Raw genomic sequence first — 15,406 nt, 5'->3', positions numbered from 1 at the left:
GCGGCCGTTGGCGGAGGCTCTTACGGCCCTGCACCGGCCGCCGGATGACCGTCATCAGCGGCGGTATGCGCGGGACGCGGCCCGAAGTGTGGTCGCGTTGGCGAGTCGGTACCGGGACAAGCTCACGCGCCGGTTTCCAGAATGCGTTTGAGGGTGGCGAGCTCGGTGTCGACCAGGGTGACCTGCTCCTCGAAGACGGTGTCGGTGAGGGTCGGCGGCTGGAAGAAAGTGATCATGAATTCAGAGCCGGTGCCGTTGGGCACGACGCGGGCGGGGACCTGCCAGGACGCCTGGTTGTCGACATAGTCGTGGTCGAGGGTTCCGAGTTCGGCGTTGCCGCGGATACGGAGCCGGGCGGGGCCCAGCGGGGTGGTCATCAGCCACCAGCCCGGCTCGTCGGTGGGTTCGATCGCCTGGATGTTGACGATCGCCCAGGCGGGCCAGTTGGACGCGTCGGCGAGGAAGGCGAAGACGTCGGCGACGGGGCGCTCGATGGTGACGGTCTTGGTGACCGAGCGTGCGGTGGTGACGGTGGTGCTCACGGTGGTGCCTTTCAGAGGGATGGTGGCGTGGGGGACTGGGGGTGGGTTTCCCCCACGAGGTGGCGGATCCAGTTCTCCAGTTGGCGGCGCTGGACCGGTTCCAGGCCGGCGAAGAAGTGCGCGTCGTTGCGGTCGGCGATCTCCGCCAGCTTGGGGGCCAGGTCGCGGCCGGCGTCGGTGAGCACCAGTCGCAAGGTGCGGCGGGAAGCGGGGTCCGGTTCGCGGGTCATCAGCCCCTTGGCGGCCAGACGGTCGACCAGGCGGGAGACCGCGCCGGCGTCGATGTCCATGTACCGGGCCACCTCCCGGGTGGTGGTGGCGTCGCCCCGGTACAAGGTGATCAGGACCGCCCACTGGGAGACGGTCACGTCGTGCTCGGCGAGTTCCCGTTCGAACCGGCCGTGGACTTCGTCGGAGAGCCGGCGCAGCCAGTAGCCGAGGTGGTCACGCAGGCCGCTGGTGGAAGATGTCACCCCCTCAGTGTGGATGCCGCGACAATTGTTGTCAAGGCAACATTCGCCGCCGGCATCCGCCACCGCAAGGCGCCTCAGGCGCAGTGCCGCATCAGGATGCGTCGTCCGTCGGGCAGACGAAGCGGCCATCGGGGCCCCAGTGGGTGACGCGTTGCGCGCCCGTGGCGAGCACACCGCAGGTGAGGTCGGTGAGGGGCTTGCCGTTGGGCGGAATCTCGCGGACGTGGATCTCCTTGTCCGGGGGGTAGTTGTGGTCGCTGTTCAGCGTGATGACGCCGGACTCGCCGACATACTGGGACACGCCGGGGTCCTGGAGCTGGGTGACCAGGGAACTGGGCGTGAACTCGGGATCAGTGGTGAAGATGGCGTCCATGACGTCGGAGAGGACATTGACGGCGTCGTAGCCGACGGCCGCGTCGTTCTCCGCGGACAGGTGGAACGCCGCTTGGAAGAGTCCTGCGAACGGTCCCTGGGGATCGGGCAGGCTGAACTGGTTGTAGAACAGCGTCAGCGCGCCGTACTCCTGCTGCATCCGTTCCGGATGCAGGGTCAGCTCCGGGGCGGGGCTCTCGGCCATGACCGCCACCCGGTTCTGGCGGGCGCGGCACCCAGGATCGCCCTGCATGTAGTGGAACAGGTCCTCCATGACGCCGGAGCGGCCCGCGTACAGGACGAATCCGTTGGTCCGGTGAACGAGTGCGCAGACCGTCTGGGCGACGTCGGAGGTTCGCCGGTCGTCCACCTCGCCGTACGGCACGCGGTACACCGGCCCGGCCGCGTGGTAGTCCGTGTCGAAGCGGTTGGCCAGGTCGTTGCTGAAGTACTTGTCGCTGGGGTCGTAGACGACCACGGCGGCCGGCGCGGTGTGGCCCGCGGTGGGCTTGGCCAGGGCCCCCAGCCGGGGCGAGTGCTGGGCGAAGGCGGCCATGACCGAGGCGATGCGCGCATCGGGTGGGGAGAGCTGGAAGTAGGACACGGGCGATTCGCCCTCCACCATCCGTTGGCCCGTGACGCCGGTGCCGAGTACGGCGATGCCTTTGGCACCGAGTTCGATCGCGGCCTGCTGGGACTCCGGACGGCTCTGGGTCAGGCCCATGACGGCCGCGATGTGGTCCGAGCCCGCCCGGTCGAGGATCATCTGTGCGACGTCCACCTCGGTGTGATTGGTGGTGTTGAGACCGCCGCTCGAGCCGTAGCGGAAGTATTCGCCCGCGTTGGCCACCAGCAGCCGGACGGGCACCTGGGACTTCAGGTGCCGGTCGTTCACCTCTTTCTGGGCCAGCAGGGCCCCACGCAGCATCTGAAAGCCGGTGGGTACGGTGCGCTTCGACTCCGAACCCACACTGAGCGGTGCGAAGAAGACGAGCGTGCGGGAGGGCCCGTTCGTGTCGACCAGCGCGTTCTGCTCACCGAGCGTCCGCTCCAGCTTCCGCAGCTCCGGCGCGTACAGACCATGAGCCAGGTCGCAACCGTCGTTACCGTCGGTGAGGCCAACGACCTGCCCGGTCGCCACCTGCCGGCAGGAGGCGGCGGAGCGTCCGCCGGGCAGGAGGGACAGCACGGTCCGGTAGCCGGCGAAGCCACCGGCACTCAACAAGGTGGCCGCGAGGGCGGCGGCCACGGGCCGCCACCAGTCCCAGGCGCCGGCCCGACGAGTCCTGACGACACGGTGCCCGGCCAGCCACTCCGCCGCGGTGCCGTCGTCCGGGGTCCGGGGCAGCGGCAGCACATGCACGGCCTCGGTGCTCCGGCCGGCCGTCGCCGAGAACAGCCCGGCCACCGCCGCGCCCGCTCGATGTGCGCGGGCACCGCTCTGGGCCGGTACGGCCTGGGGCGGGGGAGGGGCGGCGTACGACGGGATGTCATCCGTGGCAGCGCCCAGTACCAGCAGGGGGCTGGGGCCGGCGTCACCGGCTGTGGCGGCATAGGTGTCCAGGAACTTGCGGCAGGCGGACCCCTCGCCGCCCACGGTCGGCAGCAGCAGGACGAATGACCAAGGGCGCCGCGCCCGGCGCCGGCTCCACGCCGGGGGCCGTGCCGCCTTGGCCAGGTCGTGGATCAGCGCGATGAGCAGCACCTGGCGGACCACCGCTTCGTCGCGGGCCGCCATGGCCGCCGACTCCGGGGTCTGGGTCTGTGCCGTGTCATGGGCTCTTGAGTACTGGTGCGCCGCGCGCAGGGCCAGTGCCGCATCGAGGAAACTGCGGCCGGGCTGGTCCAGCCGGGAACCCAGCCAAGGATGCTGCCGGTCGACGCGTATGCCGTACCACAGGCGCCAGAGCCATCCGGCCGGTACGGCGGTGACCCACCGCACCGCCGTCGCCCACGGTCCACCGGCGGCCTCACCGAGCTGTGCGGCTCCAGGGGCCGGCTGGAACCTGTGGGCCTCCCTGTCGACCAGCATGTCCCGCAGAGCTTTCCGGCCGTCCTCGGGATCGTCCACGGGTGGTAGCGCGGCACGCAGCACCGCCAGCAACGTGCCGAACTCGCGCAGCCGCAACCTCCCGGCCCCGTCCGGCATGGAGGTGCGCAGCTGCCGGGCCACTTCGTCCAGGAGGAGTACGTGTGGCCCGCCCGCTTCTTCCTCCCGCGGACCGCCCCTGGCGAGCAGCGCGTCGTCGACGACCGCGTGCGGTGCCAGGCCGGCGAGGTGCTGGACCGGCGCATGTCCCGTGGACAGCAGCCGCTGACCGTACGCCAGGACCAGCGCGGCGAGTGCCGGGTCCGGTTCGGCGGCGCCTGCCGCCGGGTCGCCCTCCGGGGCACGGGCGAGGAGTACGGCCGGTAGCCGGCGCCCACGGGAGCGTGCCCGCCACGGCAGGCCGGCCCGTCGGTCGGCGACGTACCGGTCGAGCACGCGGACGACGGCATCGAACCCGTTGGGCAGGACGAGCTGTTGCGCGTCCTCTGGTGGTGGGTGCAGCACGCAGAACCTCCGTGAGTCATATGTCGGCGGACTGTTCGGCGAGCCTAGGGATGCGGTCGAGGAGGCGGGCGTTTTATTGCTATTCGACCGTTCTTGAACAAAAGCGAGTGCACTCTGCCTGCGGGTGACTTTTCCCGTGGGGGCAGCCGGGCGGGGCGCCCGCTGTCCCGCGCGCGGCCTTTCGAGGCCGCAGGATGTCTCCAGCTCCGGAGCGGTCGCCGTCCGGCGGGCCGAGCCGACGACCTACTGTGTCGGCTCTTGCAGGAGGTGCCGAACGGGTCAGCTGTCGGCTTCGTTCTCGGGCCCGGGTGCGTCGCCGATGGCGACGCGCAGGTCGTGGATGCCTTGCAGGATGTCGATGAGAGCCTCTTCCGCCCCGCTCAGAGCGTGTCGGGTTCCCTCTGCATCGCCGCGCTCGGCGTGCAACTGGGCGCTGAGCGCGTACACCGCTGTCATGGCGGCGGCGAAGGCCGCCTCCCGGCCGGGTGGCACTTCTTCCGCCTCGGGTTCGGAGACCTGGAGCGCGGTGCGCTGCAGCCGGTTCGTCAGGACGTTGACCGCGAGACCGGGATCCGCTCCCAGCTGTTGCTCCCAGCCGAGCGATGTCTCAAGGACGTCCTCGATCTCTCCTTCCTCGCTCAGACGGGTTGCGGCGGTGATCTCGAGCTCCGTTTTCGCCAGCAGTCTGCCCAGTAGGCGCAGGCGGTCCTCTTCCCGCGGTCCCTCGGGCCGCTTCTCCGGATCCGCTACGGGCTCAGCCGCAAGAGCGGCCAACGCCGCGTAGATCTGCTCGGCACCTACCGGGCGCTCGCTACCGATGCTCACGTCTTCAGCTTCACCCAGCAGCGCCGTGTTCGCCCGCCCAGACACACGGAATCCATCCTCTGGGAAGCTGTCCTTGGCGGCCCTCATTCCGGCCGTACTTCAGATGGGCGATGAACCCGAGGACGTCCCGAGGAGGACCTCTGATGCGCAGCGTGACCTATTCGATGAGCGTCTCACTTGACGGCTACATCGTCGGGCCGGACGGCGACTTCAACTGGGCGGCGCCCGACGAGGAGGTCTTTCGCTTCTGGATCGACGAGATTCGAGACGTCGGCGTCCATCTTTTGGGACGACGGCTGTACGAGACCATGCTGTACTGGGAGACCGCCGACCAGGATCCATCGCTTGACGACTCAATGCTCGAGTGGGCCGCACTCTGGAAACCGCTCCCGAAAGTGGTGTTCTCGACCACGCTGCCGACGGTGCAGGGCAATGCCCGCCTGGCCTCCGGCGGCCTGGCGGAGGAGATCGAGCGGTTGCGAGCCGAGCCGGGGGAAGGCGACATCGCGATCGGCGGCGCGACTCTCGCCGCCGAGGCGGCCGCGTCGGGTCTGATCGATGAGTACCGCGCCGTGGTCTACCCGGTGCTGGTCGGCGGTGGCATCCCGTTCTTTCCCAGGCGCGAGCATCGAGTGGATCTCGAACTCGTCGAGACGCGCACCTTCAGCTCGAAATTCGTCTACCTCCGCTACCGCGTGGCGCGCTGACGACGGCCGACACAATGAGTTGCCTCGGCCAGGTACGGGCCCGAGGCATCGTGCCCGCGATCGCCCGGCTTGCTACCCGGCACGGCCCCGGGTTGGGCGCCTGCCGTCGGGTGGTCGAGAGGATCTTCGCCCGGCGCCACGGCTTCCGGCTTCCAGCCAGAAAGCGTTGCTCGGCGGCGCGTCAACGTCCTCCCATGCCACACACCTCCAGCGCCGCCACGGCCTGCAATGCAAGGACATGGCCCGCTTCACCCGCGCCGCGCACGAAGTCGGGGCCGGTATCCGCCCTGGGCTGCATGCCGCCATTGGTGGTCGATGGATTCCATATCGTGGAGTATTGGTTCCGTGTGTCGATAACAACGCGGGCACCGCCCGCTTCATCCCGCTGGACGACCTGCACGCGGCCGATGCCGCCGCCTGACGGGAGATCTTCGAAGTCAACGTCTTCGCAAACACCCCGCTGTACCGCGTCGGCTCGCCCGCCGACGTGGCCGAGGCCGTGCACTGCCTCGCCAACGCCGCGTGCACCACCAGTGACGTGCTGTGGACGGGGGACGGCACATCGTCCGACCCGTGCACCCACCCCGCCGGGAGCCGGTCAGAGGTGCCGCGCCAGTCGCTGAATCACACATTCCGGTTTACTGTCCGGCCGGACGGAACAAGGGCGTCGCCTTCACCCCGGAGGAACGCCGGCGGCACGGCCTGGTGGGGGCGCTGCCGCCGGGTGTGCTCTCGCTCGACCAGCAGGCCCACCGGGCCTGGGAGCAGGTGCAGGCCCAGCCGGACGACCTGGCGAAGAACGTCTGCCTGGAGCAGCTGCACGACCGCAACGAGGTGCTGTACCACCGACTGCTCACGGAGCACCTGAAGGATCTGCTGCCCATCGTCTACGACCCCACGGTGGGCGAGGCGATCATTCCTGGCGCCCCGCTGCTGCCGCAGGTGGAGAACATGCGCGCTTCGTCGGCGACGGTGGCCGTGGCGGTCGCCCGCCGCGCCGCCCAGGACGGAGTGACGGCGCCCCGCTGGACGACGTCATCCAGCAGGTGCGGGACGCCATGTGGCAGCCGGAGTACGCATGATGGACCTCCGGTTCCTCCGCCCAGGCCGTGCACTCGGTGCCGTCGCTGGTTGCTCGGTCCTGCCCCGCGTCCGTGAACCGGGCGCGCGGCGGCGGACCGGACGCGGGGCCGGCGGACCGGACGCGGGGCCGTTGTGCCGCCCGGCCCCGGGCGGTGGCCACTCGCTCCGGTGGGGACGCGGCCCGCAGAGCCGGTGGACGACCGCGGTGGGAGCCGGGTGACTGGTCGCGGGCGCTGCCGTGAGCGGGGCTCGGATACGTCGGCGGGTCCGGCGCGGTGCCCGTCACCGCAGCGACGCTGTGGGGGCCGCGGCCGGGCCTGATCGTCGCCTCGGCGCCGTCAACGCCGGTGCGGCGGGCACCGTGCCGGGGCCAAGCCGTGCGCGGGCCGCCACACGACGGCGCCCTGATGCACGAGTTCTCCACCGCGGTGGACCTCAGCGACGCGGGCCCGCCGGTCACCGCGGCCACGCCCGGGGGACAGGAGCGACTCGCCCGGGCGGAGAGCCTGTTGCTGCCCGCCGCGCTGGGCCGCCTGCGGATCGAGGGCCCCACCGACGTCCTGCTCGGCTACCTCGCCCATCTAGACACCGGCTGATCCACGCCCGCCTGCGATCCGAACGGCCGTAACTCCGCGACGCTCACGCTGAATCGAGTCGGCGAGCCGGGCGCCGATGCCGAGTACGTCCCGCTCGGCATCGGCACACACGCTCAGGGCATGGACGCAGGCGAGTCCAGCTCACTCCCGATCGCATTCCGCAGCCCGTCGTGCTCCGGGCCGAGCCCGTACCGTTCGTCCCGCCACCGGTCCGGCGGATACAGCCACACGGGCTTGCCCACCAGTTCGGGCGGCTCCCACTCGAACCGGGGCCAGACGTGGGCGTGCAGGAACGGGTCCGTGTTGCCGAGGATCTCCAGGTTCACCCTGCGGAAGGCGGGGTCCAGCCGCCGGCAGGCCCGCTCCACGGCCTCGCCGAGCCGGTCCATGTCGGACAGGAACGCCAGCCGCTTGGCCCTCGGCAGGTCGGACAGCCGCTGTACACCGGGCTCGTCCACCAGGAGGACGGAGTATCCGGGCAGGAACTGCACGTCGCCGATCACCGCGAACCCGGCCTGAAGCCGCCGTAGCACTGTCGGGTTCTCGCCCCGCAGAGCGGCCCCGATCCGATCCGTGCGCCAGTCATCGCTCATGGCCCCCAACTTACGGCCCGCCCGTACGGGCAAGATCGTGACCTGCGCCATTGCCCCAGAACATTCCGGGGTTGGTCCCCGCTCCGGTCCTGCCCGCCTCGCACGGCCCGGGCACGAGTACGGTGCGGTGCGAACCGTTCTCCGGCCGACCTGTCCGGCTGTCCCCGGGCGGCCGGACACGTCGTACCCGATCCCCGACCGGAAGGTGACCGCCGATGTCCCAGCCCGTCAACGCCGGCCCCAGCGCGAGCACGTCGAGCGCCCCGGTGCTCGCCGAGGTCGTCCGCTCCGGATTCGTCGAGGGGCGGCACCGGGGCAGCGTGGTGCTGCTCGCCGCGGACGGCACGGTGGAGTGGGCGCTCGGCGATGTGACGTCTCCCGTCTTTCCGCGGTCCGCCAACAAGCCCATGCAGGCTGCGGGCGTGCTGCGGACCGGACTCGGCCTCGGGGGAGAACGGCTGGCCCTGGCCGCCGCGAGCCACTCCGGCGAGCCGTTCCACCGCGACCTGGTGCGCACGATGCTCGACGAGCACGGGCTGACCCCGCAGCACCTCCAGTGCCCGCCCTCCCTACCGCTGGACCCGGAGGAGCAGGAGGCCTGCCTGGCAGCCGGCGGCCGGCGCGACCGGGTGGCCATGAACTGCTCCGGCAAGCACACGGCGATGCTGGCGGCCGCCGCGCTGCGGGACTGGCCGCTGGAGTCCTACCTGGACCCGGACCATCCGCTCCAGCGCGTCATCCGCACGGTCGTGGAGGAGGCGGCCGGTGAACCGGTGGCCGCCGTCGGCGTGGACGGCTGCGGGGCGCCGCTGATGGCGATCACCCTGACCGGTCTCGCCCGCGCCTTCCGCTCCTTCGTTCTCGCCGTACCCGGCACAGCCGAACGACGGGTCGCCGACGCCATGCGCGCCCACCCCGAGTACGTCGCCGGCACCCGCCGCCACGACACCCGGCTCATGCGGGAGATACCGGGCGTCCTGTCGAAGGTGGGCGCGGAAGCCGTGCAGGCCCTGGCCCTGCCCGACGGCCGGTCCCTGGCGCTCAAGGTGGAGGACGGCGGAGTCCGGGCTCTCGGCCCCGTGGTGGCCCGTGCGTTGCGCCTGATGGGGGTCACCGCACCCGTCGTGGACCGCATCGGCCGTACGCCGGTGCTGGGCGGAGGGCGGGAGGTGGGGGAGGTGCGCGCGGTGTTCTGACGTGCTCACTGTCCCCGCTCGCTCAATGATGTTCCGTCAGATAGCCTATGGAGTAGGCGAGTTGAGAAATTCTCCCGGTTGTCGGCGCGGCGCATGCCTGTTGTCTTCCGTTCCCTGAGCGTTCAACTGGCGATTCCTGTGAGTGTGGTGTCCTCTCCTTAGGGTCCTTGAGGCTTTCGAAAGAAGGGGCTCATGGACTCACTCCTCGCGATCCGGGCTCGCGGGATCACCAAGTGTTTCGGTGATGTCGTCGCACTCGACGGCATCGACCTGGATGTGGCGCAGGGACAGATCCACGGCCTGGCCGGACCGAACGGCGCCGGCAAGACGACGCTCCTGGGGCTCCTGCTCGGCCTGGCCGTGGCCGACAGCGGCCGCCTCGAGATCCTCGGTACGCCGGTGGGCAGGACGTTCGCCGCTCCCGACGGTGTCGCCGGGTTCGTGGACGGGCCCGGGCTCTATCCCTCGCTCACCGCCAGGCAGAATCTCGCCGCGCTCGCCGCACTGCGCGGCCGGGACGCGCGCACGGCGGGCATCGACGGCGCACTCGACCAGGTCGGGCTCACCGAGGTCGCCGACGACCGGATCCGCGGCTTCTCCCTGGGCATGCGGCAACGGCTCGGGCTCGCGGCCGCCCTGCTCACCAGGCCCCGGCTGCTCGTGCTCGACGAACCGTCCAACGGCCTCGACCCGGCCGGCAAGAAACACGTGCACGGAGTCCTCGCCGGTCTCGCCGCGGAGGGGACCGGCGTCGTGCTGTCCAGCCACCGCATGGACGACCTCGAGGCGCTGTGTTCCGACGTCACCATCCTCGCCGCCGGACGGGTCGTCTTCTCCGGCCCACTGAGCAAGCTGGCCGCCGAGAACCGTGAACTCGACTACCGGCTGCTCACCTCCGACCCGCAGGCCGCCCGCCGGCTGGCTGCCGGCCTGCCCGGCATCCACCTTGCCGACGAAGCCGCAGGACGTCACGGCGCCGACGTCCTCGTCGTACGCGCGCTGGTGCCGGCCCTCGACGAACTGGTGGCCCGGCTCGTGCAGTCGGGCATCGCCCTGCGCGAACTCGCCCCCGTGCTGTCCCCGCTCGAGGCCGCGTTCCTGGCCCTCACCGAGCAGCAACAGCACGCCGGCACCCGGTCGCGGGTGGCCGACGCCCAGCCGCAGGAGGCCGGCCGATGACCGCGACCGCAACCGTCGCCGCCACCACCTCCGCCGTCGGCACCGAGCGCGTCTCGGTGGCCCGCGCCTACCGCTTCGAACTGGTCAAGCTCGTCGCGCAATGGCGCATCCGCCTGCTGGTCCTCGCCTGCTGGATCGCTCCGGCGCTCTTCGTCGCGGGGGTGAGTCAGCAGAGCACGCTGCCCGCCGACACCCTCTTCGGCCGCTGGATGCTCGCCACAGGATGGGCCGGGCCCCTGGTGATCCTCGGTTTCTCGGGCACCTGGGCACTGCCGCTGCTGACGTCCGTCGTCGCCGGTGACGTCTTCGCCGCCGAGGACCGGCTCGGCACCTGGCGTCACCTGCTCGTGGCGATTCGCTCACCCCGCCGGATCTTCGCGGCGAAGGCACTGGCCAGCGGCACGGTGATCCTGCTGCTCGTGGTCGGCCTGGCCGGTTCCAGTACGGTCGGCGGTCTCCTGGCGGTCGGCAACCATCCGCTGGTCGGCCTCGACGGCCATCTGCTGGCCCCGGGAGACGCCGCCGGCAAGGTGCTGCTCGCCTGGGCCTGTGTGCTCGCCCCGACGCTGGCCCTCGCCGGGATCGGCCTGCTGGGGTCCGTGGTGCTGGGGCGGTCCCCGATGGGGCTGCTGCTCCCCGCGGTCGTCGCGCTCGCGATGCAGCTCGCCCAGATGCTGCCGCTCCCCGTCGCCGTGCGACTCGCCCTGCCGAGCTGGGCGTTCATCGCCTGGAAGGGTCTGTTCACCAGCCCGTCCCAGCTCGGCCCGCTGGCGGTGGGCATCGTTGTCAGCCTGGTGTGGGCGGTCGTCGCGACGGCGCTGGCCTGTCTGCTCTTCCTGCGGCGGGACTTCACCAACCCCACCGACGACGGCTCGGGGCGCCGCGCGGTCTCCGCCGGATTCCTGCCGCTCGTCGGGCTGGTGGCCGCCTCGGTCGCCGCCGTCGCGGCCGTGCCGGGGGCGACGACGGGTTCCGGGATCGAGCAGGAAAAGGTGCAGCGCTCGCTCGCCACGGAGTTCGCCCACCTCTACCGCATGCAGACCAGGCAGCTGAACCGCCCCCAGGTGACCGAGGCGCAGCTGAAGACGGCGGCGGCCTGCACCAAGGGCGGCGTCGCGGACGACGCGGAGGGCGCCGGCAACGACTGGCGCTGTGTCGTCTCCTGGCACCTGCCCGGTGTCGCGGCCACCGGACAGGCCGTTTACCAGCTCGACATCACCGCGGACGGGCGGTTCGTGGCCGACGGCGACGGACCGAAGGAAGTGAACGGCTACTTCCTGGTGCGGACTTCGACCGGAGACGCACCGAACCCCCTCTGGCAGTTCGACGGCGACGTCGAACTTCTCTCCACCTCCCCGAAGGGATGACGCCATGCAGATAACCCGCCGCCGTCGGCAAGTCGAGAAGGAGTACTTCGACCTGCTCGGCAGACGTGTCGGCCGCCGGGCAGCGCTGCTCACGGCATGCATCACCACGGCCGCCCTCGCCACCGGCACCGCCGTCGCCTCGACCCGCCAGTTCGGCACCGACCAGGTCGGCCAGGTCACCGACAAGGGCCAGGTCGTCTCCAGCGACCAGTACATCTCCCCGTACGGCAGCCGCCTGGTCATCAACGACGGCAAGATCATGTCGTCGACGGTCAGCCCGGACGGCGGCCACCTCGCGGCCGCGGTCGCCGACGGCGATGCCGCGCTGGTCGTCGTGGACCTCAAGACCGGGCAGGTGAAGCAGAAGGTCGGCCCCAACGCGGCGGACGACCTGCGCATCAAGAGCGGCTCCGTCGGCCAGGAGGGCCCGGCCTACTCGCCCGACGGCAAGCAGCTGTGGCTGGGCCAGACCGACGGCTACACCAGGTTCACGGTGAACGCCGACGGCACCCTCGCCAACCCCACCACCATCTCCATCCCGGCCGACGGCAGCAAGCACGCCCTGGCGAGCGCGGCCGTGTTCTCCGCCGACGGCTCCACCGTGTACTGCGCCGTCAACGGCCAGAACCGGGTCGTCGCCCTCGACGCGGCGACCGGCGCCGTCAAGCAGAGCTGGTCCGTGGGCAACGCCCCGCGCGGCATGGTCCAGGTCGGCGACAAGCTCTACGTCAGCAACGAGGGCGGCCGCCCGGCGAAGCCCGGCGACACCACCATCAACTCCTACGGCACCCAGGTCCCGGCCGACCCGAAGACCGCTGCCACCACCACCGGCACGGTCAGCGTCATCGACCTGGCGAACCCCTCCGCCGCCGTCGGCACCATCGAGGTCGGTCTGCACCCGACCGCCGTGTACGCCAAGAACGGGGCGGTGTTCGTCACCAACACCGCCGACAACAACGTGTCGGTCATCGACACCAAGAAGGACAAGGTCGTACAGACCATCTCCACCCAGCCGTGGCCGGAGGCGTCGGTCGGCTACGAGCCGAACGCGGTGACGCTCACCGACGACGGTCATCTGCTGGTGACGCTCGGCCGCGCCAACGCGGTCGCCGTCTACCGCTACACCTCCCCGCAGGAGCCGGTCTCCTACGTCGGCCTGCTCCCGACGGACTACTTCCCCTCCGAGATCGCCACGGTCGGCAAGACCGTGGTCGTCACCAACACCCGCGGCATCGACGCCCGCCGCCCCGACAGCGCCGGCCACGGCACCCACGACACGACCTCCAGCCTGACGCAGTTCGCGCTGCCCAGCGACCGTGTCATCCGGTCCGAGACCCGCAAGGTCTTCCAGCAGAACGGCTGGACGAGGGGCGCGGCCCAGCCGGCCGACAAGTACAGCAAGGCCAAGCCGGTGGCGGTCCCCGCGCGGCTCGGCGACCCCTCGACGATCAAGCACGTCTTCCTGATCGTCAAGGAGAACCGGACCTACGACCAGGTCTACGGTGACATCCCGAAGGGCAACGGCGACCCGTCGCTGACGCAGTTCGGTGAGAACGTGACGCCCAACCAGCACGCACTGGCCGAGCAGTTCGGCCTCTACGACAACACCTATGACATCGGCACGAACTCGGCCGAGGGCCACAACTGGCTGATGCAGGCCGACAACCCCGAGTACACCGAGTCCTCGGCCGGTGAGTACCAGCGCAGCTACGACACCGAGGACGACGCGCTCGGCCACCAGAAGACCGGCTTCCTGTGGACCGGCGCCCAGGCGGCGGGCAAGTCCGTCCGGGACTTCGGCGAGTTCCAGCAGTTCCTGACCAAGCCGTCCGGTGCGAGCTGGCAGAACCTGTACTGCGACGCCAAGAACATGGCGGCGACCGGACAGGGCACCGCCTACCCGCTGAACTCTTCCTCGCCGATCCCGTCGCTCAACAGCGTGTCCGTGCCCGGCTTCCCGAAGTTCGACACCAGTGTCCCGGACGTGTACCGGGAGCAGATCTGGAAGCAGGACTTCGAGAAGAACGGTCCGGCGAACCTCAACATGTTCTGGCTCTCCAGCGACCACACCGGCGGTCCGGCGAGCCCCGCCGCCCAGGTCGCCGACAACGACCTCGCGACCGGCAGGATCGTCGACGAGATCTCGCACAGCAAGTACTGGAAGGACTCGGCGATCTTCGTCGTCGAGGACGACTCCCAGGCCGGCCTCGACCACGTCGACGGCCACCGTGCCCCGATCCAGATCATCAGCCCCTGGGCCCAGCACGACACGGTCGACAGCCGCTACTACTCGCAGATCACCATGATCCGCACCATCGAGCAGATCCTCGGGATCCGTCCGATGAACCAGAAGGACACCGCGGCCACCCCGATGCGCGGCGCCTTCACCAGCCACCCGGACTACACACCGTTCACGGCGCTGCCCAACCGGACCCCGCTGACCGACGGTCTGAGCACCCCGCCGTCCTGTGGCGTGGACACCCCGGCGAAGCAGGACCCCAAGGCGGCGCTCGTCCCCGCCACGAAGGTCCCGGCGGACAAGAAGTCGCTCGTGGCCGAGTGGGAGGCCTGGAAGTCGAAGCAGCGGCTGACCGGGCCGAACGCCGTGCCCGACTACGCCAACCCCGCGCAGATGAACCACCTCACGTGGTACCAGACGCACAACTGGCAGCAGCCGTACCCCGGTGAGAAGAAGATCTACGCGCCGAACGACGTACCCGGTGCCTACATCCCGTCGTCGGAGTCCGACGGCTGACACGGATCGACCCGTCGAGGACCCCTGGCCGGCCGCCAGGGGTCCTCGGCGTCCGGGTCAGGGCATCCGTACGGCCTTCACCGACTCACGGCCCGGCCCGAGCCGCTCGATGACCTCGCGCATCTCCTCCGCGTCCGCTTCGTAGACGGTCTCGCCCAGGCGCGGGTCGCGTGCGTGCAGGGTGTGGATCAGGGGGCCGTGCGGGGTGCCGAGCTGGACGAGAGACGCGGAGGGGCCGTGTACGGCGCGCTCCGTGCCGGGGCGGGCGGTCAGGTCGACACGGCTCACGACACCGGGCGTGACCCAGACGGTTGCCTGCTCCAGCCGGCCGAGCAGCTGGAGGTGGAAGTGGCCGCAGAGGACCAGACCCACGTCGGTTCCGCGGATCGTGTCCGCAAGCTCCTGGGCGTTGTCCAGGCCGAGTGCCCGCTGCACCTCGACGTCCAGGGCGATGGGCGGGTGGTGGAAGGCCAGGACCGTGCCGTCTGCGGCCGGAGTGGCCAAGATGTCGCGCAGCCAGTGCAGTTGAGCCCGGCTGAGCCGGCCGTAACCCTTCCCCGGCACCAGCGTGTCCAGGGTGACCAGCCGCCATCCGCCGAGCGTGGTCGCGGCGGCCCGCTCGCCTTCGGGCCCTTCGCACACGGCGTCCGGGTCCTCGTGACCGCTGCCGAGCACACTGGCGAAGGCACCCCGCTCGTCGTGGTTGCCCGTCGTGTAGAAGACGCGTGCGCCACGGTCGCGCGCGTAGCCGCCCAGGAGGTCGCGAGTCCGTACGTACGCCTCGCGGGAACCGTCGTCCGCTACGTCCCCGGTGACCACGACGGCGTCCAGGTCCCGCAGATGCTCCAGCTCCGCCAGCATGCGGCGCAGTGCCGCGGTGCCGTCGGCACCGTCGGCGTCCGGGCCGCCGGCCCGGTCGAGGTGAGTGTCGGACAGGTGAAGGATCCTCATGCGATCAACTTAGCCCGGATTTAAGGGAATTGATCGACGGTCGAGCGGCGGGATCAGCTGCTCGCCGAGCAGGGCCGGCGACCCTGCGGGTGATCGGGCCGTCGGCGAGCAGTGCCGTGATCATGAGGGTGCTGCGGGCGGAACTCGGCGTCGACCTGGTGAACGCCAGGATTCTGCTGCACCAGGTGCTCAGCGGTGACCACTCCATCGTGC

14 protein-coding genes and 1 pseudogene are annotated in these 15,406 nt (G+C 70.6%); 9 read left to right on the top strand and 6 right to left on the bottom strand.

Annotated features, from left to right (window positions below; all coding sequences use genetic code 11):
- Positions 1-122 precede the first annotated feature (122 nt).
- The 4 genes from FB563_RS33285 to FB563_RS33270 all read right to left on the bottom strand — a co-directional run bounded on the left by FB563_RS33285 (position 123) and on the right by FB563_RS33270 (position 4,766).
- Positions 123-542, bottom strand: coding sequence for an SRPBCC family protein (locus FB563_RS33285; RefSeq protein ID WP_055703927.1), 420 nt, complete (start codon positions 540-542; stop codon positions 123-125).
- Positions 543-553: 11 nt separating this feature from the next.
- A complete protein-coding gene (locus FB563_RS33280; RefSeq protein WP_055703928.1) occupies positions 554-1,015 on the bottom strand; it encodes a MarR family winged helix-turn-helix transcriptional regulator in 462 nt (153 codons plus the stop codon).
- Positions 1,016-1,106: 91 nt separating this feature from the next.
- Entirely contained in the window at positions 1,107-3,941 is a 2,835-nt protein-coding gene (locus FB563_RS33275) for an ABC transporter substrate-binding protein (RefSeq protein ID WP_055703929.1), read from the bottom strand.
- A 279-nt stretch (positions 3,942-4,220) separates the two neighbouring features.
- Complete coding sequence (locus tag FB563_RS33270) at positions 4,221-4,766, bottom strand: hypothetical protein (protein WP_142219132.1); 546 nt, start codon at positions 4,764-4,766, stop codon at positions 4,221-4,223.
- A 143-nt stretch (positions 4,767-4,909) separates the two neighbouring features.
- On the opposite strand from FB563_RS33270, the gene FB563_RS33265 reads away from it, so the two are divergent.
- From FB563_RS33265 to FB563_RS33250, 5 genes and pseudogenes are all read left to right on the top strand, one after another.
- Entirely contained in the window at positions 4,910-5,473 is a 564-nt protein-coding gene (locus FB563_RS33265) for a dihydrofolate reductase family protein (RefSeq protein ID WP_055703931.1), read from the top strand.
- 29 nt (positions 5,474-5,502) lie between these two features.
- A pseudogene (locus tag FB563_RS44490) lies at positions 5,503-5,622 on the top strand (IS5/IS1182 family transposase); the annotation flags it as partial.
- A gap of 89 nt (positions 5,623-5,711) precedes the next feature.
- Complete coding sequence (locus FB563_RS43255) at positions 5,712-5,894, top strand: hypothetical protein (RefSeq protein ID WP_159045436.1); 183 nt, start codon at positions 5,712-5,714, stop codon at positions 5,892-5,894.
- A 152-nt stretch (positions 5,895-6,046) separates the two neighbouring features.
- Complete coding sequence (locus FB563_RS45295) at positions 6,047-6,631, top strand: hypothetical protein (protein WP_324615824.1); 585 nt, start codon at positions 6,047-6,049, stop codon at positions 6,629-6,631.
- 302 nt (positions 6,632-6,933) lie between these two features.
- Positions 6,934-7,152, top strand: coding sequence for a hypothetical protein (locus tag FB563_RS33250; protein WP_142219131.1), 219 nt, complete (start codon positions 6,934-6,936; stop codon positions 7,150-7,152).
- A gap of 113 nt (positions 7,153-7,265) precedes the next feature.
- On the opposite strand, the gene FB563_RS33245 is transcribed toward FB563_RS33250, so the two are convergent.
- Positions 7,266-7,745, bottom strand: coding sequence for an HIT family protein (locus FB563_RS33245; protein ID WP_055703934.1), 480 nt, complete (start codon positions 7,743-7,745; stop codon positions 7,266-7,268).
- A gap of 215 nt (positions 7,746-7,960) precedes the next feature.
- Between FB563_RS33245 and FB563_RS33240 the strand changes: the two genes are divergently transcribed.
- The 4 genes from FB563_RS33240 (at position 7,961) to FB563_RS33225 (ending at position 14,242) form a co-directional block, all read left to right on the top strand.
- Entirely contained in the window at positions 7,961-8,941 is a 981-nt protein-coding gene (locus FB563_RS33240; protein WP_055703935.1) for an asparaginase, read from the top strand.
- A 192-nt stretch (positions 8,942-9,133) separates the two neighbouring features.
- Entirely contained in the window at positions 9,134-10,120 is a 987-nt protein-coding gene (locus FB563_RS33235; RefSeq protein WP_055703936.1) for an ABC transporter ATP-binding protein, read from the top strand.
- Positions 10,117-11,487: an ABC transporter permease gene (locus tag FB563_RS33230; protein WP_055703937.1), complete on the top strand. Its 1,371-nt coding sequence runs from the start codon at positions 10,117-10,119 to the stop codon at positions 11,485-11,487. The genes FB563_RS33235 and FB563_RS33230 overlap by 4 nt, the downstream gene beginning before the upstream one ends.
- 4 nt (positions 11,488-11,491) lie before the next feature.
- Positions 11,492-14,242: an alkaline phosphatase family protein gene (locus FB563_RS33225; RefSeq protein ID WP_055703938.1), complete on the top strand. Its 2,751-nt coding sequence runs from the start codon at positions 11,492-11,494 to the stop codon at positions 14,240-14,242.
- 57 nt (positions 14,243-14,299) lie between these two features.
- On the opposite strand, the gene FB563_RS33220 is transcribed toward FB563_RS33225, so the two are convergent.
- Positions 14,300-15,193, bottom strand: coding sequence for a metallophosphoesterase family protein (locus FB563_RS33220; protein WP_055703939.1), 894 nt, complete (start codon positions 15,191-15,193; stop codon positions 14,300-14,302).
- Positions 15,194-15,406: the final 213 nt, after the last annotated feature.

The organism is Streptomyces puniciscabiei (assembly GCF_006715785.1).
In the GTDB taxonomy this organism is placed as follows: Bacteria; Actinomycetota; Actinomycetes; order Streptomycetales; family Streptomycetaceae; genus Streptomyces; species Streptomyces puniciscabiei.
This window is presented reverse-complemented; position numbering and strand designations above follow the sequence as displayed.

Excerpts from the sequence above, each read along its gene's own strand:
- FB563_RS33265 (WP_055703931.1), top strand. The coding sequence starts at position 4,910 with ATGCGCAGCGTGACCTATTCGATGAGCGTCTCACTTGACGGCTACATC.
- FB563_RS43255 (WP_159045436.1), top strand. The coding sequence starts at position 5,712 with ATGGCCCGCTTCACCCGCGCCGCGCACGAAGTCGGGGCCGGTATCCGC.
- FB563_RS33245 (WP_055703934.1), bottom strand. The coding sequence starts at position 7,745 with ATGAGCGATGACTGGCGCACGGATCGGATCGGGGCCGCTCTGCGGGGC.
- FB563_RS33240 (WP_055703935.1), top strand. The coding sequence starts at position 7,961 with ATGTCCCAGCCCGTCAACGCCGGCCCCAGCGCGAGCACGTCGAGCGCC.
- FB563_RS33235 (WP_055703936.1), top strand. The coding sequence starts at position 9,134 with ATGGACTCACTCCTCGCGATCCGGGCTCGCGGGATCACCAAGTGTTTC.
- FB563_RS33230 (WP_055703937.1), top strand. The coding sequence starts at position 10,117 with ATGACCGCGACCGCAACCGTCGCCGCCACCACCTCCGCCGTCGGCACC.
- FB563_RS33225 (WP_055703938.1), top strand. The coding sequence starts at position 11,492 with ATGCAGATAACCCGCCGCCGTCGGCAAGTCGAGAAGGAGTACTTCGAC.
- FB563_RS33220 (WP_055703939.1), bottom strand. The coding sequence starts at position 15,193 with ATGAGGATCCTTCACCTGTCCGACACTCACCTCGACCGGGCCGGCGGC.